Raw genomic sequence first — 18,881 nt, forward strand, 5'->3', positions numbered from 1 at the left:
ACTTTGCGCGCTCAGTCGCGCGTTTTTCTGAAGTGGCGCGGTGACCGACCGGTCCACCGTTTGAACGCATGTGTGAAGTTCGTGAGGTCCGCGTACCCGAGTTCTGCCGCGATCTCGCTTACAGACACCGATCTGTCGAGAATTCGCAGAATTGCTCGCTCCTGCAAGAACGACTGACGTAATTCTCGAAAGGTGGTCCCCTCTTCGCGCAGGCGCCGCTTCAACGTGCTCGGGGATATCGAGAGCTCGCCCGCCGTCCGGCTGATGTTCGTTTTTCCGGGATCTTTCTCGAGCAGGTCCCTTACTTTTTCGGAGACCGACGTGTCACGTCGTTGATCGAGAGTTCGCTGCAAATCGGTGACGGCAATCCGGTACGCCACAGGATCGGAGAATCGACAGACCTCCTCCAGCGTAGCCGCGGGAACGTGGACGAACGAGCTGGGGGCGTCGAAGAAGATCCGACCCGCCAACACTTCGTCATGAAGAACCCACGACTCCGGCGCTGAATGACTCAGATGCAGTTCAATATTCGGTACGGCACCCGCGAGCATGTCGAGCAGACGCAACAGCGCCAGCCCACCGTAGGTGACGGCCAGGCAGTTCAGGCCCGCGTCACCGGTGCGACCGGTGAGCCCGATCGTGAGGCCGCGTTCCGTCGAATGGAACGACGGGCTGAGGGCTGTGGTGATCACCGGCAGATAAGCAAGCAACTCGACAACCTCGGCTACCGAGCCCGCGCTGACCAAGGGAACACTGAGTGCCCCAAAGGACGTCAGTTTGGCGTGTTCAGCGAACGCGAAACCCAGACGGGTTCCCTGATCACAATCGAAATCGGAATATATCTCCCTGAACCACCGTAAGGGGACCTGCGCGTCGCGGCCCACCAACATCGACTCGGTGACGTGCTCGCGAACCATGATGCTGCGCAGCGCAATGCTGGCGTCATGCCCCAGCGCCTCACTGTCCAGCATCTGCAGGAAAGCCAGCGCTGGCATACCCGAGTCGTCGAGTTTCACGTGCCTCCCTGCGCGTGAGCTAAAAACACAACTCTTTGACTCCTGCGAGTCTAGCGACGCTGGTCACGCGCGACAACACTAAAAAGAGAAGTTCCAGATTGAGGAGAGTTAATCATGGCAGTCGTCACCTTCGTCTCTCATGACGGCGAGAAGTACGAAGCCCCCTTGGCCGAAGGGCAGTCCTTGATGCAGATTGCGGTCAATAACGCGGTGCCCGGCATCGACGGCGATTGCGGAGGGGAAGCCGCATGCGGAACATGCCACGTGATCGTCGCTCCCGAGTGGTCGGACACGGTGGGACTCTGCGGCGCCAACGAAGAGGAGATGCTCGCGATGAACCCCGAGCGTCAGCGGACGTCGAGGCTGTCCTGCCAGATGGCCGCCTCCGAGGCATGGGATGGCTTGACGGTCGAGCTACCTGAGTTCCAGCTCTGAAACAACGTCATGGATTTGGAGGAAACAATAATGAGTATTCCCGCGGCAGTGGCCGCCAAAGCCCAGTCTGCCGTGCCTCTGGAGCTGCAAATCCGCGGCGCACACCTCTACGACAAGACACGTCGGTGGGTAACCGGAACCAATGGTAAGAAGATCTTCACCGAGACGCCCATTCCTCCGGTCGAGGACGTCGATATCGCCGACATCGATCTCAGCAACCCGTTCCTCTACCGCCAAGGCCGCTGGAAGTCCTACTTCGAACGCGTGCGCAACGAGGCGCCGGTGCATTACCAGGCTCGCAGTCCGTTCGGCCCGTTCTGGTCGGTGACCCGCCACGCGGACATCATCGCCGTCGACAAGAACCACGAGGCTTTCTCCGCAGAGCCGTTCATCATCATCGGGAGACCGCCTCGTTTTATGGACATCGCCATGTTCATCGCGATGGATCCGCCACAACACGACCTGCAGCGCGCTTCCGTCCAAGGGGTTGTCGCGCCGAAGAACCTGCGCGAGATGGAGGGGCTGATCCGCTCGCGTGTCCAGGAAGTGCTGGACGATCTACCGGTGGATCAGCCGTTCAATTGGGTGCACCACGTCTCCATCGAACTGACAGCGCGCATGCTCGCGACCCTGCTGGACTTCCCGTACGAGCAGCGGCACAAGCTCGTGGAATGGTCGGACCTCGCCACCTCCATGGAGCAAGCCAATGGCGGTCCTTCCGACAACGACAGAGTGTTTCGTGGCATGGTCGACATGGCGAAGGGGCTCAGCGCTCTCTGGCATGACAAGGCGGCCCGTACCGCCAACGGGGAGCGACCGGGCTTCGATCTGATCACGATGCTGCAGGCCAACGAGGACACTAAGGATCTCATCGACCGCCCGATGGAATTCCTCGGCAATTTGGTATTGCTGATCGTCGGGGGAAACGACACGACTCGCAACTCGATGAGCGGAGGGGTTCTCGCCTTGAACCAGTTCCCCGATCAGTTCGAGAAGTTGAAGGCGAACCCTGACCTGATTCCCAACATGGTGTCCGAGATCATTCGCTGGCAGACCCCGTTGGCGTACATGCGCCGAGTCGCGAAAAAAGACATCATGTTGAACGGGCAATTCATCCGCAAGGGCGACAAGGTCGTGATGTGGTACGCCTCTGGTAACCGCGATGAGCGTGTCTTCGAGCGGGCCGATGAGTTGATCATCGATAGGAGCAACGCCCGCAATCACATCTCGTTCGGGTTCGGCGTGCACAGGTGCATGGGAAACCGACTTGCTGAGTTGCAGCTTCGAATCCTGTGGGAGGAATTGCTCCCTCGCTTTGAGAACATCGAGGTGGTCGGCGAACCCGAGTATGTGCAATCGAATTTCGTCAGGGGTATCAGCAAGCTGATGGTTCGCCTCACTCCCAGGCCGAGTGCATGACTCCCGAACGAGCGGTGATCGTCGGCGCGAGCCACGCCGGCGCGCAGTTGGCAGCTAATCTTCGAAGGGAGGGGTGGTCTGGGGAGGTCGTGCTCATCGGCGACGAGGGGGGACTGCCCTACCACCGGCCTCCGTTGTCGAAGGGATACCTGGCCGGCAAGAACGGCCTCGACGACCTCCTGATTCGCGGCGCTGATTTCTACGAAAAGCAGCACATTCGACTCTTGAATGCGACCGTGGAGGCGATCCACCGGAGTGCCAAGCGTGTGTCTCTGAGCACCGGCGACACGCTGACGTACACCAAGCTCGCGTTATGCACCGGCGCAAGGGCCAGACGACTCCCCACACCAGGGGTGGATCTTCCCGGAATTCACTACCTGCGTACCGCTGCAGACGTCGAGTTGATCCGTGCCGCCGCCACACCGGGTCGGAGGGTTGTGATCGTGGGCGGCGGTTACATCGGGTTGGAAACGGCGGCCTCGCTGTGTTCGCTCGGCATGAACGTCACCGTCCTCGAGGCAACCGAGCGTGTACTCGAAAGGGTCACCGCGCCGGAGGTTTCCGCGTTTTACACGCGAATCCACCGCGGCGAGGGAGTGGAGATCCGAACACACGCCCTCGTCGAAGCCTTCTCCGGTAACGGTGGGGTGCAGGAGGTCGTGCTGGCTGACGGCGAATCGATCCCCGCCGACTTGGTCATCGTCGGCGTCGGTGTGGTGCCGAACACCGAGCTCGCCTCGGCCGCAGGATTATCCGTCGACAACGGCATCGTGATCGACGACCAGGCCCGCACCAGCGACCCCGACATCGTGGCCGCCGGCGACTGCACGAGCCACACCATGGCTCGATACGGCTCGCGTATTCGTTTGGAATCCGTATCGAGCGCCGGCGAGCAGGCCAAGATCGCTGCGGCGACAATCTGCGGAAAACACAGCGCAATCGCTGCGCTTCCGTGGTTCTGGTCCGACCAGTACGATCTCAAACTCCAGATTGCCGGTCTCAACGCCGGATACGACGAACTGTTGCTCAGTGGTGACCCGTCGCGTGACCGTGACTTCAGCTGCTTCTACTTCCGCGAGGGCGAACTCATCGCCGCCGACTGCGTCAATCGTCCTCGCGATTTCATGTCCAGTAAGCGGGCCATCAGCCAGCAGCTCCGAGTTGACCGCTCAGAGCTCCTCGCCGGCTCGATCTGACACGAGAGCTTGCTGGCTACAAACTGTGGACAACTCCCAGGTACCTGAGTGCTACGCGGGAGATCCGCTCACCGGTGGTGGCGATGTCCGCGGCGGGGAGTACAACATGACTCACTGTCAGTCGCACCAGAACATCTGCGACCTCCTCAACGTCTTCGGGATCGAGATCGTCGAAGTGGTCGTTAAACCACGTGATCAGAGCCGCGGAGCAGAGCTGAAGCAGGGAAGCCGACGTCGGCAGAAGAGGTAGGACTCCAGTAGACGACGAGCCACCGCGATCATTCCCCGAAGGGTTGGACGTCAGAACTGCCTTGAGGAGCGGGCTGTCTTCTGCTTCACAGAGGGTGAATTGCACCGCTGCGGTGATGCCGCCCCGCACGTCGCCCACGTGTTCGGCAAGGACGGCAAGAATGCCTTCCATAAAGCGCTGGCCCTCCGACACCACAAGCGCGTCGCCGAGCCCCTGTTTGTCGCCGAACTCTTTGTACAACGTCGGGCGGGAGACGCCGACCGATTCGGCAACCTCGCTCATCCGGACCTGATCCCAGCCCTTCTCGATGGCGAGTTCTCGTGTCGCCCTCAAAACCTTTTCGCGCACATGCCGGCGGAAAGACACCCGCACTGGTTCAGTTGGCATAGGAGCAGGATAGGCGCCAGCCCTACATGGGCAGTCAACCGACAGCAGGGTTCATATGGTCCTGTCGAGGAATTCGACGACCGCCGTCGAGAATGCGTCGTTGTTGTCGCCGGCAATCATGTGTCCCGCGCCCGACACGTCAACGGTTTGCGCGTGCGGAACGACGGTCAGGAAATGCCTTACTGTCTCTTCGGAGACGATGTCAGATAGTAGGCCCCGGACCAGCAGCGTTGGCGCGGACACCTGCCGCGCACCATCGAGAAGGAAGGCGCTCATCATCTCGAAGTACTCAGCGCCCTCGTCTGGATCACCCTGCAGGAACTGGAAATTCGACGTCACGAAGGCTGGATCCCATCGCCAGGACCAGCGACCGTCTTCGCGACGGGCGAGGACTTTTCGGAGCCCGTCGAGGTTTTCGGGGCGAGGGCGGTGCGGGTTGTAGGCGGCGATCACGTCAGCGGCCGACTCTAGGCTGTCGAAACCTTCGGGGTGTGCCGACATGAACGCTACGACTCGTCGGGCGCCGTCCATCTCCATTCGCGGAGTGACGTCAACCAGCACGACGGCCTGCCATAGATCCGGCGGGGCGAGCAAGTGTGTTCCGAGAATGGTCAACCCGCCCAGAGATGCGCCGATCGCGGCGACGGGGCGGCCGGAATCGGCGTATGAGCGCACGGCCAATAGGTCGGACCCCAGCCGGTCCATGTCATAGCGTCCGTCGGGGTCCCAGTCGCTGTCCCCGTGTCCCCTGGTGTCGTACGCGGCCACCGTGTATCCCCGCTGGTGCAGGCGTTGGGCGGTGACGTCCCAGGCGTGTCGGCTTTGACCGCCGCCGTGAAGGAGCAACACGACCGCCCGCGGTGCGTCACAGTGGTAGAGGTCGACGGCCAGCGCCAGCCCGTCTGCCGTGGGCACGCGCTCGACCACAGGAGCCGACGAATCGCCTGTTCTCTTTGCCGACATCAGGAGCTCGTCTTCGGTGCGACGACGGTGACGGTTCCCTGGGCCGCACACACCGCTCTGCCGTCGTTGCAGATGTCGATCCGCGCCACCCCGCTGGTTCTGCCCAGCGCGATGATCTCAGCTGTGGCTACACAGGTGCCGCTGGAGACCGGACGAAGCAGATTCAGTTTGAACTCCGTTGTCGCGACCCAAGATCCCAGTGGAATCACGGGATAAAACACCACGCCGAGGCAGTGGTCGACCATGGCCGATAAGCAGCCCCCATGCAGGTTGCCGAACGGCGTCTTCAGGTCGTCGCGTGCGTCCATCTCCGCGACGAGCCGTCCCGCAGCGAATTCGGTGTGACGGAAGCCGAGGTAACCGGCCAACCCGCCCGTGGTTTCTGCTGCGCTCTTGAGTTGCTCAGCGACCTGTTCGTTGAACGTGGTGAATTGCACAGGCCCTCCTACCTCATCTGCCGTCGAGACATTACTCCATAGATGTCACATCGGTCGAGCGTGGTCACCCGCCAGGATCGCCGGAAGGAGAAACCTCGACAGAAACGCCCGGAGTCCGTCACGACTGCGCTCCCGCGGCCCTCGAACAGTCAGCAGGCTCAGTATCGTGCGGACAACCCACTCGGCGGCGTCGTCGACGGAGACCCCCGGTTCCACGCAACTCCAGTGTCTGGTGAAGATGGGACGCAGAAATTCGGTGACGATTTCGAAGAGGGACGTCGAGGTCCCCGCCGCGAGACCCACGCCGGCTAGTTCCTCGTCGCTGCCGAACAACAATCCGATGATCTCTTCGCGGCGCGCGGCCTCAACCGTGTATTCCACGAAGTCGACGAGCGCGGAGCCCAGGTCGGCGTGCGCCGCGATCCGCGGGCTGATGCGGTCGAGATAGCGCTCGGCGGCGCGAATGATGACGCCCGACATCACCGCCTCCCGACTGGGGAAGTAGCGATACACCGTTGCCCTGGACACACCCGCTGTTCTGCCGATGTCCTCCATAGTCGTGCCCACCACACCGCAACTCTCGAGGCACCGCTCGGCAGCATCGAGCAACCGGTCGCGAGCGGACCCACGATCTGTCGGCGCGGCGGCGCCCCATCTCAACAACCTCGTCGACACACAGCCAGTATGCCGCGCGCGCACACCATTGTGACTTGCCCACGCACATGACACCATCGCAGTTATGTCTCAAGTCAGCCCCGTGGCCCTGAGCGGATGCCGATGCCGATGTTGGTAGAAGCGCGTACCCCGGTTGTCGTCGGCGTGGGCGAAGTTACCCATCGCGGGAACGACTTCGTGGACCCGATCGACTTGGCGGTAGAAGCCGCACGCCGCGCGGTCAAAGACGCAGGTCGCCCGGTCGAGCGGCGCATCGACACCGTCGCGACTCCCGGCATCCTGGTCATACCGCGCGACAATCCCGCCAGCAGGATCGCCGAAGCGATGCACATCAGTCCCGCCCGCCGCATCAGCTGTCCCGTCGGCGGAAACACCCCGCAGTATCTCGTCGAGGTGTTGGGTGGCGAAATACGCGAAGGCCGTGCAGATGTCGTCCTGGTCGTCGGGGCGGAGAGCGGGCATTCCGCACGCAAGCTTCAGGGCAGGGCACTTCTCGACTCGCCGCCCCCACCCCGCTCCGGCGACGAATCCCTGGGCGACGCCCGCCCCGGGCTGAGTCAAGCCGAATTGTCGGTGGGTCTGAGTTGGCCGCACGAGGTGTATCCCATCTTCGAGTCCGCGATCGCCGCGCGCCACGGCCGCGACTTCGATGCTCAACGGGAGTGGCTGGGCACGCTGATGGCACCGTTCACAGCCGAGGCGGCACGCCATCCGGAACAGGCCTGGTTCCCACGCGCACGAAGTGCCACCGAACTCAGCGAAGTCACCGCGGAAAACCGCATGGTCTGCTTGCCCTATCCCAAGTTGCTCAACAGCATCATGTCCGTCGACATGGCTGCCGCCTTCATTCTCATGGCGGCCGAGGTGGCGGACGAATTGGGCGTCGCGCGCGATCGTTGGGTCTTTCCCTGGTCAGCAGCGACTTGCAACGACGTGTACTTCCCCGTGGAACGGCCGGACCTCAGTCGCTCATCGGGTATCGAGGTAGCGGCACGGAAGGCTCTCAATGCGGGGCGGTTGACCATCGACGACATCCGGTGGTTCGATCTCTACTCCTGCTTCCCGTCGGCAATTGAGATGACTGCCGAGGCTCTCGACTTGGACCCCCTCGACGACAGAGGCCTCACAGTAACCGGAGGCCTGCCGTATCACGGCGGTCCCGGAAACAATTACGTCAGCCACTCGATCGTTGAGATGGTCCGACGGTGTAGACGCGACCCAACCGATGTCGGACTCGTCACCGGCCTCGGGTGGTATTCGACGAAGCATTCGGTCGGTCTGTGGTCGGCCACCCCGCCACCAACCGGGTGGCGACTGCTCGACACGGCGGTCGAGCAAGCTCAGATCGATTCATCGAGGTTGGGTGTCGCAGGCGTCGACGAGGCGACCGGTTGCGCGACAGTGGACGGATACACCGTCGTCTACGACCGAGACGGGCAACCTCGATGGACTCCGATCATCGCGCACCTGTCCGACGGGCGAAGAGTCGTCGCACGCAGCGACGATCCGCAGATTGCCGAGGCGATGGGCGGGGAAATGTATGTAGGTAAAACGGTGTGCCTCCGAAACACAGGGTCGTTCACCGGATTCGAGCTTCCATGATCGCCGAGGCGATGGTGCTGACCGGACCGCGGAGTCTGCAGCGGCGCCAGATGATCATCCCCGACGTCGGCGACCGGGGTGCGATCCTGCGAGTTGAAGCATGCGGTCTGTGCGGAACAGATCACGAACAATTCACCGGACACCTGCCTGCCGGCTTCTCATTCGTTCCAGGGCACGAAATCGTCGGCATCGTCGAACATGTCGGCGCTGCGGCCGGCCAACGCTGGGGTGTACAAGCCGGCCAGCGCGTGGCCGTTGAGGTGTTCCGGTCCTGCCGAGACTGCCCCGAGTGCCGCCGCGGCGAATACCGGCGGTGCGCGGTGAACGGCATCGCCACCATGTTCGGGTTCGTCGACGTGGAGATCGGCGCGGGCTTATGGGGCGGATACGCCACCCATGTGGAGCTTCCGTGGGACGCGATGCTGCTCCCGATTGCCGAAGACATGGACCCCGTTCTCGCCACGTTGTTCAACCCTCTCGGGGCCGGTATCCAATGGGGGGCGACTCTTCCCGACACCAAGGCCGGGGACGTCGTAGCGATCCTGGGGCCCGGCATCCGCGGAATCTGTGCGGCGGTGGCGGCCAAAGAGGCGGGAGCCGCGTTCGTCGCGATGACCGGCGTCGGCCCACGCGACGAACAACGACTGGCCATCGCCAGATCATTCGGTGTCGACCTGCCCATCGATGTATCGCAGGACGATGCAGCGACCGCGCTTCAGCGTGAGACAGGCGGACGGCTTGCCGACGTGGTCGTCGACGTCACCGCCAAAGCACCCTCCGCGTTCGCCGATGCCGTCGGCCTTGCCAGGCCCGGCGGCACAATTGTGGTGGCCGGCACCCGCGGAGGAGGCGGCGCGCCCCGGTTTGAACCAGACTTGTTGGTCTATAAAGAATTACACGTCGTAGGCGCACTCGGCGTGGAGTATCCCGCCTACCGGGCAGCCCTCGAGATTCTCGCCATGGGCCGCTGGCCGTTCGACCGGATCACCAGAGAATCAACCGGATTCGCTGGGCTCGCACAGCTGCTCACTTCGCTTGCAGATGAAAGTGCCCGATCAAGTGGGGCGCTCCACAACGTCTTTTTGCCCACGCCCTAACGGCGGTGCAGAGGTTCAACAGAGAGGGCCACCCGTGACCATGGCGGAACGCGTACCGATGCTCGACCGTGAGCAGGCCCAGCTGCGAGCTGCCGAATGTGGGTTGCCCGAAGAGTTGGCAGAGCTGTCGGTATTCCGCGTGGCACTTCATCAGCCGCGTGTGGCGGTTGCGCTGTATGGGCTGCTGGACGCGTTACTCTTCCGCGGTTCCCTTGACGCGCGGCTACGCGAGCTGGTCATCTTGCGCATCGGCTGGATCACTGGCTCCGAATACGAATGGACTCAACATTGGCGAATCGCCACACTGCTCGGCGTGCCTGAGCGTGATCTCCTCGCGGTGCGCGACTGGCAGAATTCCGAAAGCCTCGGGCCAGTCGAGCGTGCGGTCCTCGCAGCGACCGATGATGTGGTACGCGACGGGGTCATCTCCGAGGAAAACTGGGCTGGGTGCCAGAAGGCGTTCAATAGCGATCACGCGGTTTTGGTCGAACTTGTCGGAGCAATCGCCAATTGGCGGCTCTTTTCGATCCTGCTTCGATCTCTGAATATTCCGCTTGAGTCCGGTACCGACGGCTGGCCGCCCGATGGGCGAGCTCCTCGGCGTCGCGATTGAGCGAAAAAGGTGGACCGGTGCTTGACCGAAGCGGTCAGCGCCCCAATCGCCAGACCACGACCCGTGTCGTAGACGGACAAGTCCCCCCTCGGACACCATTGTGATGAGTTGAGTCATTGGTTACAGATCGCCCCGGCCATCGGCCGGGGTTTTTCTGTTGGTTTGCGCCAGTAATTGCGCTGGAGGCGGTGTCGTGGTCGCGGCCGGTGCATAGGTCGTGTAGTCGGCTGCCGTGGTTAACGTGAACTTGCCGAATTGCTCGAGTGATGTTGATCCCGCGGCCTCGGATAATCCAGGCGGATCCCCGGGGCTTGTTCGCGCCGGCGGTCAGGCCGCCCGGCCTCCTGGGGGTGCTGGTCCGCCGGGCTCACCGGATCCGTCGACTGACACTGCGGCGGCGGAATCGGTTTCGACGGCGTTATTGTCGTCGGCGGGCTCGGCAACCGACGCAGTGTCTTCGTGGGCTATTTCGCTGTCGTCGGTGGGTACTGCGGCGCCCGTTTCTGTTTCGGCGACGTTGCCGTCAGCAGGCTCGGTGCTTGACGCCGTGTCTGCGATTTCGTCGGCTGTCTGGTTATCGTCGGCGGGCGCTACCGCAGGTGGCTCGGACTCGGCGACCTGGTTGCCGTCAGCAGGCTCAGCATTCGACGGCGGGTCTTCATCGGGGGTCGTGGTCGGTTCGGTGCGAGGCGTCGAGGGTTGCTCTTCGGGGTCGTGGGGGTGCAGGAGGCGTTCGGGTCGGTGGTAGTAGTTGAGGCGGGCTTGGCCGGTGTCGAGGCCCGGCGGGGGCAGCCATTCGACTTCGCCGCGGTTGTTCATGCGGGTGGTCCAGCCGCCGTCGGTGACGCTGCGGTTGTCGGGTCCGCAGGCCAGGCCGAGTTCGTCGATGTTGGTGTTGCCCCCATCGGTCCAATCAGCTTCGACGTGGTGTGCTTGGCAGCCGTAGGCCCCCACGGTGCAGCACGGTTTAGTGCATCCGCCATCACGAGCGATCAACATGATCCGCTGCGCAGGGGAGGCGATGCGCTTGGTGCGGAACAGATCCAGCGCCGAACCGGTGGCTTGGTCGAACACCGCCAGGTAGTGGTTGGCGTGGCCGGCCAACCGGATCACCTCACTGATGGGCATGCGGGTGCCCCCGCCGGTGGTGCCGACCCCGGCGCGCGATTCCAGGTCCTGCAACGTGGTGCGGATGATGATCGACACCGGTAGCCCGTTGAGCCGGCCCAACTCACCGCTCATCAACGCGATACGCCCCACAGCGATCAGCGCATCGTGCTGACGCTGGGCCAGGCTGCGGTGGTCGTTGTCGATCTGGGCCTGGGAGGGGGTGCCCGAGGTGCACGGCTGGGCATCGTCGGGGTTGCACATGCCCGGGGCGGCGTATTTGGCGAAGATCGCCTCCCACAGCGCCCACGCTTCGGGGGTGAGCATCGCGCGCAGCCCCACCATCCCGTCAGGGCCTTGTGGGGATTTTGTGATTCCGCGTTTGCGGGCCCGGTCGACGTCGCTGGGCGCGGGGCCGTCTTGGTCGAGTAGAAACAGCGTCAGTTCGGCGGTGTCGGTGAGTTCTTTGGGTCCGACCGTGACCGCGGTGCGCACCAGGTCCAGTTCGAATTGTTCGCGGGTGGCGGTGTCGACCCAGCCCGGCAGCTTGTGCAGTGATTTGCGGATGACCTCGACATGTTCGGCGTTGATTAGCCCGTGGCCTTGAGCGGCTGCCGTGGCGGCCAGTGCCGGTGGCAGCGACGCGCCGCTCACCGCCTGGCGGGGGGCCAACAAGTCAGCCTCGGTCAGGCGCCGATTGGCCTCGCGTGTGGAGGTCCGGTAGCGCACTCGCAGGACTTCCTTCCAGGAGTGCGCACCCATCTCAGCCGGAGTGGCCTCGCACCGCAGACGGGCCAGCAAACGCTGGCCCAACGTCGGCAGCTGACACGACAGCGTTTCGAACTCATCGAGGGCGGCCACCAGGTCATGGCGGGTCAACAGCTCCAGATCACAGGCAACCACCTGCTCATAGGCGGCCCGCAACTCGGCGATCGCCACCTGCAACGCTGTCCCCGACATGCTTCGAACATACATTCGAGGTCTGACAGATCCGGCCGGCGACTGTGCTGGCACGCCGGCGGTCGGCGTGTTCGATGTTGTAGCCCGCAGAAGGGTGTCCAGAAGTGATCCGAAGTCGCGGGGCGATCGGAGGTCGAAGGCGTCCGCGTAGCGAGAGTTCGCGTAGCGAGAGTTCGCGGTAGCGGTGCGGGCCGTTCAATTAGGTGGCGCATGGGGGTTGAGGGTGGTTGGAAGTCATTGTGGCCGTGGGAAATCGTGGTGTGCAGACTTCTCCAAACCTGACTCAACTGCACTTATGCCGTGGTTCCACACACCGAGCACTATCTCGGCGAACGTGCGTGTCTGCCCACGACGCGCCTCTCGAGTTCAGCAGTCTCTGCACGCTCGCGACACGGCGAGCGCTCAGTACACGTCGCGTACGTAGCGTTTGGCCGCGACCAGTTCGCGCTTGTAGTCGTGCGCCTGTTCGTGTGACATCGCGCCGTGCCGCTCGATGATCGTGGTCAACGCGGCGTCGACGTCCTTGGCCATGCGGCTGGCGTCGCCGCAGACGTAGAAGTGCGCGCCGTCGTCGAGCCAGCGCCACAGTTGAGCACCGCGGTCGAGCATCCGGTGCTGGACGTAGACCCGCGAGGCCTGATCGCGGGAAAACGCGAGGTCCAACCGGTCGAGCAGGCCGTCGCGAGCCATATCCTCGAAATCGTCGCGGTAGTAGTAGTTCTGGTCGCGGTGCTGCTCACCGAAGAACAACCAGTTGCGACCGCGGTGGCCGAGGGCCCGTCGCTCCTGCAGGAAGCCACGGAACGGCGCGACGCCCGTGCCGGGACCCACCATGATCATCGGAACCGAGCCGTCCTCCGGCGGGCGGAAATGCGGTGAGCGCTGCAGAAAAACCGGCACCGACGACGCGCGGTCGGCCAGAAAGGTCGAGCAGACGCCGCCACTACGACCGCCGTCGGCGCCACGGTAGCGCACCACCGACACCGTCAGCTGCACCTCGTGCGGGCTGACCAGCGGGCTCGACGAAATGGAATAGCTGCGCGGAGTCAACCGGACCAGCACCTCGCGCCACTCGTCGGGATCGGCGTGCACGACGAATTCCTGGACGAGGTCAAGGCCGTTGCGGCCGGCCAGCCACTTGTCCAGCTTGGCCTTGGGTGCCCGCAGCGCCTTGGCGTCGCGGCTGTGCTCGGCGATGAAGCGCACCAGGTCGGGAGTGATCCGGCAGAAGTCGAAGTGCGAGATGAGCGCATCGCGCAACGACATCTCGGCGCCGTCGATTTCGACGCTGTGCTGAGTCGGCATTCCGGTGGCCGCCAGCCACGCGTCGACCGTCGCGGGATCGTTGGTGGCGCACACTCCCAGCGAATCACCTGCTGCGTAGGTGACGTCGTGTTCGGAGATGTCGAATCCGAACTGCCGCACCTCTTTTCGAGACGCCGGTCCGGTGAGCACTACGTTGCGGGCCAGCGGCACGACGAGGGGGCGCGCGCGAGTGAACGGCTGAGCGACGGTGGCCGGGCGCGCGAGTGTCGTTACGCCACCCCTGGGCGGCGACGTGTCGATGCCGGGGGTGAGCAGTGCGGTGACATCGTCGGCCCAGCGTCGCATCCGCTCGTCGTCATAGGCCTCGCAGTCGGCGCGCTCGAGCAGCCGCACGGCGCCGAGGTCCGCCAGCCTCGTGTCGACGGCCTTGGCGTGGCCGCAGAAGTCGTCGTAGGAGCGGTCGCCGATGCCCAGCACCGCATACCGCACGCCGGTCAACGGCGTCGCCTCCGAGGACTGCAGCCGCTGCCAGAAGCTCGCGCCGTTGTCGGGCGGTCCGCCGTCGCCGAACGTGCTCGTGACCACGAGTACGTCACGGGCCGTCGCGAGGTCGGCCGGCGCGAGGTCGTCCATGTTCACCAACTGGGCGTTGCCGAGCCGCTCGGCGAGTCGGGAGGCGAAGTCCTCGGCGTTGCCGGTCTGCGACGCCCACAGCACGAGCGGCCCATCGTCGAGTTCTGGTCGAGCGACCGGTTCTTCGGAGGAACGGTGGGCCTGGCCCGCGAGCAGGCCGTTGATCCACTGTCGTACCTCGGTGCATACGGGCGCTGAATCGGGCAGCACCGGAACATCGGCCCCGGCCTCGGCCAGTCCGCTGAAAAAGCCTGACACGTAGAGCGATTCCTGCTCGCTGAGCGTCGGCGACGCGACCGGTCGCAGGTCGACCGCGCAGACCTTGAACTCGGGCTGCAGCGAATCGGGGTCGACCGCGTCGTTGGTCAACGCGTTGACGGTGAGGTTCTGACCGTGCTCGTCGTTCCAATGGAAAGGCACGAAACAGCTGCCCTGCCGTACGCGTTCGGTGACGACGGCGGTCAGCACCGCGCCCCCGCGCCGCGTCGTGAGCTCGACCGGTCGTCCGTTCTCGATGCCCAGCCGCAGCGCATCCTCGGGATGCACCTCGACGAACGGCTCACCGGTGAGCTTGTTGAGCGACTCGACGCGTCCCGTCTTGGTCATGGTGTGCCACTGATGTTGCAGCCGACCGGTGTTGAGCACCATCGGGTAGTCATCGTCGGGCAGTTCCCGCGCGTCCATATGCGGGCGGGCGTGAAAGATCGCCCGCCGCGACGGGGTTGGGAAGGCCAGTCGCGGCGCCTGTCCGCGCTCGTCGACGAAGTACTCCTGGCTGACACCGTCGTTGACGTAGCGGATGGGATGGCGATCGGACTCGTCGTCCGGCGCGCACGGCCACTGCACCGAGGTCTCCCGCAGCCGCGCGTAGCTGGCACCGCGAATGTCGTAGCCGGTCTTCGGGTTCCAGAACCGCCGGATCTCGTCGAAGATCTGCTCGCTGGAGGTGTAGGCGAAATGCTCGCCGAAGCCCATGTGGGTCGCGACCTGGCAGATCAGTTGCCAGTCGGGCCTGGCCTGTCCCGGCGCCGGAATGGACTGCTGCAGCAGCGTGAGATTACGTTCGGAGTTGACCATCACCGCATCGGATTCCGCCCACATGGTCGCGGGTAGCACGATGTCGGCGTAGGTGTTGGTGGCGGTCGCGCTGTAGGTGTCCTGGGTGATGACGAGCTCGGCGGCACGTAACCCATCGATGACCGTCGCCCGGTTGGCCACGCTGGCAACGGGATTGGTGCAAATGATCCAGCACGCTTTGATGTCGCCTTCAGCGAGTTGCCGGAACATGTCGACGGTGCCTGGGCCGACGTCCGCACGGATCGTGCCGGGGGCCACGCCCCACTGCTTCTCGACGAATGCGCGGTCCTGCGCCGATGTCACCGAGCGCTGACCCGGCAGCCCCGGGCCCATATAACCCATTTCGCGTCCACCCATCGCATTGGGTTGTCCCGTCAGCGACATCGGCCCGCTGCCCGGTCGGCAGATCGCGCCCGTGGCCAGATGCAGGTTGCAGATCGCGTTCGTGTTCCACGTACCGTGAGTGCTCTGGTTGAGCCCCATCGTCCAGCAGCTCAGCCACTCCCCCGCGTCGGCGATCATCTGGGCGGCGAGCCGGATGTCGGCCTCCGCCAAACCCGTGACGTGAGCGACCTTTTCGGGCGTGTAGTCGGCGAGAAACGCCGGCATCGCCTCCCAACCCTCGGTGTGTTGATCAATGAAAACGAGGTCGATGGCGCCGTTTTCGACTAACAGATTCAGCAGCCCGTTCAGTAACGCGAGATCGGTGCCGGGTTTGATCTGCAGGAACAGGTCAGCGCGTTCGGCGGTCGTCGTGCGGCGGGGGTCGACGACGATCAGCTTGGCGCCTGCCTTGAGCCGGTCGACCATGCGCAGGTGCAGGATGGGGTGACAGTCGGCCATGTTCGAGCCGATGACGAAGAACAGGTCGCTGCAATCGAAGTCGGCGTACGACCCCGGCGGACCGTCGGCGCCCAGCGATTGTTTGAAGCCGGTTCCGGCGCTGGCCATGCACAGCCGTGAGTTCGACTCGATGTGCACCGTGCGCAGGAACCCCTTGGCCAGTTTGGTCGCGAGATACTGCGCCTCGATGGACATCTGGCCCGACACGTACAGCGCCACCGCGTCGGGACCGTGCTGCTCGACGATCTCCCGCAGCCGCCGGCCGGCCTCGGCAACGGCGTCGTCAACGGGGATCGGGACCAGTTCCTCGTCGCGGCTGGGCCGCAGCATCGCCGAGGTCAACCGGCCGTCCGCGGCGCGCATCAACTCGGCGTGGGTGGCGCCCTTGGTGCACAGCCTGCCGAAGTTGGCCGGGTGCAGCTTGTCCCCGGACACCCGCGCGATCACCGGGTTACCGGTCTGCCGGTCGGTGGTGGTGTGCACCTCGATACCGCAGCCCACGCCGCAGTACGAACACGCCGTCCGAGTCACCATGGGCGTCAGGCGGGCACCGGTGAAGCGACGCGGCCGACCTGCTCGCCGGCGCCGGTCCGCGAGGTCTGCATGCGCAGGAACACAAACCACGTGACGATCGCGCAGATCACGTAGAAGCCGAGGAACACCCAGAACGCGTTGGTGGCGGACTTGGCGTCGCTGACGTACGACGCGCGCAGCACGACGTTGATGAATACGCCGCCGAGGGCGCCGACCGCACCAGCGAAGCCGATCAACGCGCCGGACATGCTGCGCGACCAGGCGGCTTTGTCCTCGCGGCTCCAGTCGTCGCGACCCTGGGCCTTGGCTTCGAAGATCGACGGGATCATCTTGTAGGTCGAGCCGTTGCCGATGCCCGACAAGACGAACAACAGGATGAAACCGGTTACGTAGGCGGCCATCTGACCGCTGGTGGCCGCACCTGCCATACCGTCGTCGAGCACGCCGGCCGCCACCAGGATTCCTGCGGCGAAGATCATCGCGATGAAGGTGTAGAGGGTGACCCTGCCCCCGCCGACCCGATCGGACAGCTTGCCGCCGAACGGACGCGAGATCGAACCCAGCAGCGGGCCGATGAACGCGATCTGGGCGGCGTGCAGCGACGCCTGCGCGGGGGTGTCGCCGCCGGCGAGGAAGTTGATCTGCAGCACCTGCCCGAAGGCGAACGAGAAGCCGATGAACGAGCCGAACGTGCCGATGTAGAGAAAGCTCATCACCCAGGAGTGCTTGAACCGCAACGCCTCTGCCATGGCGCCCAGGTTCGACCGCTGATTGCCGAGGTTGTCCATGAACAGTGCCGCCCCCAGCGCGGCCAACGCGATCAGGACAAGGTAGATGGCGCAGACGATTTCGGGTGCGGTGTTGCTGACGGTGGCGATCACCAGGAGCCCGACCAGCTGAATCACCGGTACCCCAATGTTGCCGCCGCCGGCGTTCAGGCCGAGCGCCCACCCCTTGAGCCGCTGCGGGTAGAACGCGTTGATGTTGGTCATCGACGACGCGAAGTTACCGCCGCCGACTCCCGCGACCGCGGCCACGATCATGAACGTGGTGTAGGACGTGCCGGGGGTGTTCATCACCCACAGCGTCAGCACGGTCGGGATCAATAGCAGCAGGGCACTGACGATGGTCCAGTTACGCCCGCCGAACCTTGCGGGGGCGATGGTGTACGGGATCCGCATGAATGCGCCGACCAGGGTGGGCATGGCGACCAGGTAGAACTTGCCCGCCGCATCGATGCCGTAGACGTCCTGGGGCATGAACAGCACCATCACCGACCAGATCGACCACACTGAGAATCCGACGTGCTCGGCGAATATCGACCAGATCAGGTTCCGCTTGGCGATCTTCTTGCCACCGGATTCCCAGGCCTCGAGGTCCTCGGCGTCCCAGTTGTCGATGGTGCGGCTGCGGCTCAGAGTCTTCACAGGCATCACGATGAAGTGCGGCCATTCCGTAGCCGTTGCACGTCCGTGACCGAAAGGTCAACTCCCGCTCACACAGGCGGTGCAAGGCGGTCCGGTCGCCGGAAACGTTGACGAAACAAATGTGGCGTGGGTTACGCCGGCCGGCGAGCGATCAGAACGGACAGGTCGGCCCGTCAGGCAGCCGTCTCCCAGAATCGGGCGAGCACCTCGGCCGCGCGTGCGGGATCCTGCACCATCCACCAGTGCCCCAAGCCGTCGAGAACCTCTGTGCGCGCGCCTGCTCGCGCCGCCGCCCGCCGGCGCATGTCCTCGGTGCCCACGTACGTGTCCTCCGTCGCGAGAAACGACGACCCCGGACGGGCGGCAGCCTTCTCGAGCTGGCGGCCCGCCTCGGACAGAACCGGCTGGGCCGCAGAGCGGTACAGCGCCAGGATCGCGCGCCCCATCTCGGGACCTTGCGCCCGGGCGAGCGCTGTTGCGACATCGGGTGGGAGTCCCAGACCGGCCATTTGCGCCGTCTTGTCTTCGACCGTGCCGCCCATCATCGCCTCGACCAGTTCCTCACCGGCTCCGGGCGTCTGCCACACCTGGGCGAGCTCGTGCCAGACATAGTCGGGATCGAATAGCCCCACGACGTCGCTGGCCCAGGTGCGCAGGAGTTCGGGACGGCGCATCGCCACGTTGACGACGTGACCGCCGCCCCAGTCGTGTCCCACCAGATCGACGGGTTCACCGATGCGCTCCAGTTCGCGCTCGAGCCAGTCCCGATAGTCAAGGTACGTAGCCGAGAAGTCGTCGGGCAGCGGTGCGCCGAACCCCGGCGGCGACAGCAGCACCACGTCATCGCGGCCGAGGACGTCGACCATGGGCCCCCAGATCGCATCCGTCTCCGGATTACCGTGCACCAGAACCACTGTCATACAGCGATCCTAGGCACGCCGGAT

15 protein-coding genes are annotated in these 18,881 nt (G+C 64.4%); 6 read left to right on the forward strand and 9 right to left on the reverse strand.

Going from position 1 to position 18,881, the window contains the following annotated elements; genetic code table 11:
- Positions 1-11 precede the first annotated feature (11 nt).
- Positions 12-1,016, reverse strand: a complete 1,005-nt coding sequence (locus tag CEX87_RS07350; RefSeq protein ID WP_005086614.1) for a helix-turn-helix domain-containing protein — start codon at positions 1,014-1,016, stop codon at positions 12-14.
- A 114-nt stretch (positions 1,017-1,130) separates the two neighbouring features.
- On the opposite strand from CEX87_RS07350, the gene CEX87_RS07355 reads away from it, so the two are divergent.
- From CEX87_RS07355 to CEX87_RS07365, 3 genes are read left to right on the forward strand one after another with little or no spacing between them, the layout of a single operon-like run.
- Complete coding sequence (locus CEX87_RS07355; protein ID WP_005086615.1) at positions 1,131-1,451, forward strand: 2Fe-2S iron-sulfur cluster-binding protein; 321 nt, start codon at positions 1,131-1,133, stop codon at positions 1,449-1,451.
- Positions 1,452-1,481: 30 nt separating this feature from the next.
- The gene (locus tag CEX87_RS07360) at positions 1,482-2,870 is read left to right on the forward strand and encodes a cytochrome P450 (RefSeq protein ID WP_005086616.1); all 1,389 of its coding nucleotides are present in this window, start codon (positions 1,482-1,484) and stop codon (positions 2,868-2,870) included.
- Positions 2,867-4,066, forward strand: coding sequence for an NAD(P)/FAD-dependent oxidoreductase (locus CEX87_RS07365; RefSeq protein WP_005086617.1), 1,200 nt, complete (start codon positions 2,867-2,869; stop codon positions 4,064-4,066). The genes CEX87_RS07360 and CEX87_RS07365 overlap by 4 nt, the downstream gene beginning before the upstream one ends.
- A gap of 16 nt (positions 4,067-4,082) precedes the next feature.
- Here CEX87_RS07365 and CEX87_RS07370 read toward each other — a convergent pair whose 3' ends face one another.
- The 4 genes from CEX87_RS07370 to CEX87_RS07385 all read right to left on the reverse strand — a co-directional run bounded on the left by CEX87_RS07370 (position 4,083) and on the right by CEX87_RS07385 (position 6,802).
- A complete protein-coding gene (locus tag CEX87_RS07370) occupies positions 4,083-4,664 on the reverse strand; it encodes a TetR/AcrR family transcriptional regulator (protein ID WP_005110548.1) in 582 nt (193 codons plus the stop codon).
- Between the two features lie 90 nt (positions 4,665-4,754).
- Positions 4,755-5,666: an alpha/beta fold hydrolase gene (locus CEX87_RS07375; RefSeq protein WP_005086619.1), complete on the reverse strand. Its 912-nt coding sequence runs from the start codon at positions 5,664-5,666 to the stop codon at positions 4,755-4,757.
- Entirely contained in the window at positions 5,666-6,103 is a 438-nt protein-coding gene (locus tag CEX87_RS07380) for a PaaI family thioesterase (RefSeq protein ID WP_005086620.1), read from the reverse strand. Before CEX87_RS07380 ends, CEX87_RS07375 begins: the two co-directional genes overlap by 1 nt.
- Before the next feature lie 45 nt (positions 6,104-6,148).
- A complete protein-coding gene (locus CEX87_RS07385; RefSeq protein ID WP_369816234.1) occupies positions 6,149-6,802 on the reverse strand; it encodes a TetR/AcrR family transcriptional regulator in 654 nt (217 codons plus the stop codon).
- A gap of 84 nt (positions 6,803-6,886) precedes the next feature.
- Here CEX87_RS07385 and CEX87_RS07390 point away from each other — a divergent pair, with 84 nt between their 5' ends.
- The 3 genes from CEX87_RS07390 to CEX87_RS07400 are packed head-to-tail and all read left to right on the forward strand — an operon-like array spanning position 6,887 to position 10,090.
- Positions 6,887-8,380, forward strand: a complete 1,494-nt coding sequence (locus CEX87_RS07390) for an acetyl-CoA acetyltransferase (protein WP_005110545.1) — start codon at positions 6,887-6,889, stop codon at positions 8,378-8,380.
- The gene (locus CEX87_RS07395) at positions 8,377-9,477 is read left to right on the forward strand and encodes a zinc-dependent alcohol dehydrogenase (protein WP_005086624.1); all 1,101 of its coding nucleotides are present in this window, start codon (positions 8,377-8,379) and stop codon (positions 9,475-9,477) included. The genes CEX87_RS07390 and CEX87_RS07395 overlap by 4 nt, the downstream gene beginning before the upstream one ends.
- 34 nt (positions 9,478-9,511) lie before the next feature.
- Positions 9,512-10,090: a carboxymuconolactone decarboxylase family protein gene (locus CEX87_RS07400; RefSeq protein WP_005086626.1), complete on the forward strand. Its 579-nt coding sequence runs from the start codon at positions 9,512-9,514 to the stop codon at positions 10,088-10,090.
- 327 nt (positions 10,091-10,417) lie between these two features.
- Here CEX87_RS07400 and CEX87_RS07405 read toward each other — a convergent pair whose 3' ends face one another.
- The 4 genes from CEX87_RS07405 to CEX87_RS07420 all read right to left on the reverse strand — a co-directional run bounded on the left by CEX87_RS07405 (position 10,418) and on the right by CEX87_RS07420 (position 18,857).
- Entirely contained in the window at positions 10,418-12,172 is a 1,755-nt protein-coding gene (locus tag CEX87_RS07405) for an HNH endonuclease signature motif containing protein (RefSeq protein ID WP_094286554.1), read from the reverse strand.
- 387 nt (positions 12,173-12,559) lie between these two features.
- Positions 12,560-16,510, reverse strand: coding sequence for a bifunctional nitrate reductase/sulfite reductase flavoprotein subunit alpha (locus CEX87_RS07410; RefSeq protein WP_198957171.1), 3,951 nt, complete (start codon positions 16,508-16,510; stop codon positions 12,560-12,562).
- A gap of 5 nt (positions 16,511-16,515) precedes the next feature.
- Positions 16,516-17,943 (reverse strand): nitrate/nitrite transporter, encoded by a 1,428-nt coding sequence (locus CEX87_RS07415; RefSeq protein WP_064418301.1) that lies wholly within the window; start codon positions 17,941-17,943, stop codon positions 16,516-16,518.
- Between the two features lie 167 nt (positions 17,944-18,110).
- Positions 18,111-18,857, reverse strand: a complete 747-nt coding sequence (locus CEX87_RS07420) for an alpha/beta fold hydrolase (RefSeq protein WP_094286556.1) — start codon at positions 18,855-18,857, stop codon at positions 18,111-18,113.
- Positions 18,858-18,881: the final 24 nt, after the last annotated feature.

This window comes from Mycobacterium lehmannii, from assembly GCF_002245535.1.
Taxonomy (GTDB): Bacteria; Actinomycetota; Actinomycetes; order Mycobacteriales; family Mycobacteriaceae; genus Mycobacterium; species Mycobacterium lehmannii.

What these genes read in the sequence shown, in the direction of transcription:
- CEX87_RS07355 (WP_005086615.1), top strand. Translation starts at nt 1,131, where the DNA reads ATGGCAGTCGTCACCTTCGTCTCTCATGACGGCGAGAAGTACGAAGCC.
- CEX87_RS07360 (WP_005086616.1), top strand. Translation starts at nt 1,482, where the DNA reads ATGAGTATTCCCGCGGCAGTGGCCGCCAAAGCCCAGTCTGCCGTGCCT.
- CEX87_RS07365 (WP_005086617.1), top strand. Translation starts at nt 2,867, where the DNA reads ATGACTCCCGAACGAGCGGTGATCGTCGGCGCGAGCCACGCCGGCGCG.
- CEX87_RS07375 (WP_005086619.1), bottom strand. Translation starts at nt 5,666, where the DNA reads ATGTCGGCAAAGAGAACAGGCGATTCGTCGGCTCCTGTGGTCGAGCGC.
- CEX87_RS07390 (WP_005110545.1), top strand. Translation starts at nt 6,887, where the DNA reads ATGTTGGTAGAAGCGCGTACCCCGGTTGTCGTCGGCGTGGGCGAAGTT.
- CEX87_RS07395 (WP_005086624.1), top strand. Translation starts at nt 8,377, where the DNA reads ATGATCGCCGAGGCGATGGTGCTGACCGGACCGCGGAGTCTGCAGCGG.
- CEX87_RS07405 (WP_094286554.1), bottom strand. Translation starts at nt 12,172, where the DNA reads ATGTATGTTCGAAGCATGTCGGGGACAGCGTTGCAGGTGGCGATCGCC.
- CEX87_RS07410 (WP_198957171.1), bottom strand. Translation starts at nt 16,510, where the DNA reads ATGGTGACTCGGACGGCGTGTTCGTACTGCGGCGTGGGCTGCGGTATC.
- CEX87_RS07415 (WP_064418301.1), bottom strand. Translation starts at nt 17,943, where the DNA reads ATGCCTGTGAAGACTCTGAGCCGCAGCCGCACCATCGACAACTGGGAC.
- CEX87_RS07420 (WP_094286556.1), bottom strand. Translation starts at nt 18,857, where the DNA reads ATGACAGTGGTTCTGGTGCACGGTAATCCGGAGACGGATGCGATCTGG.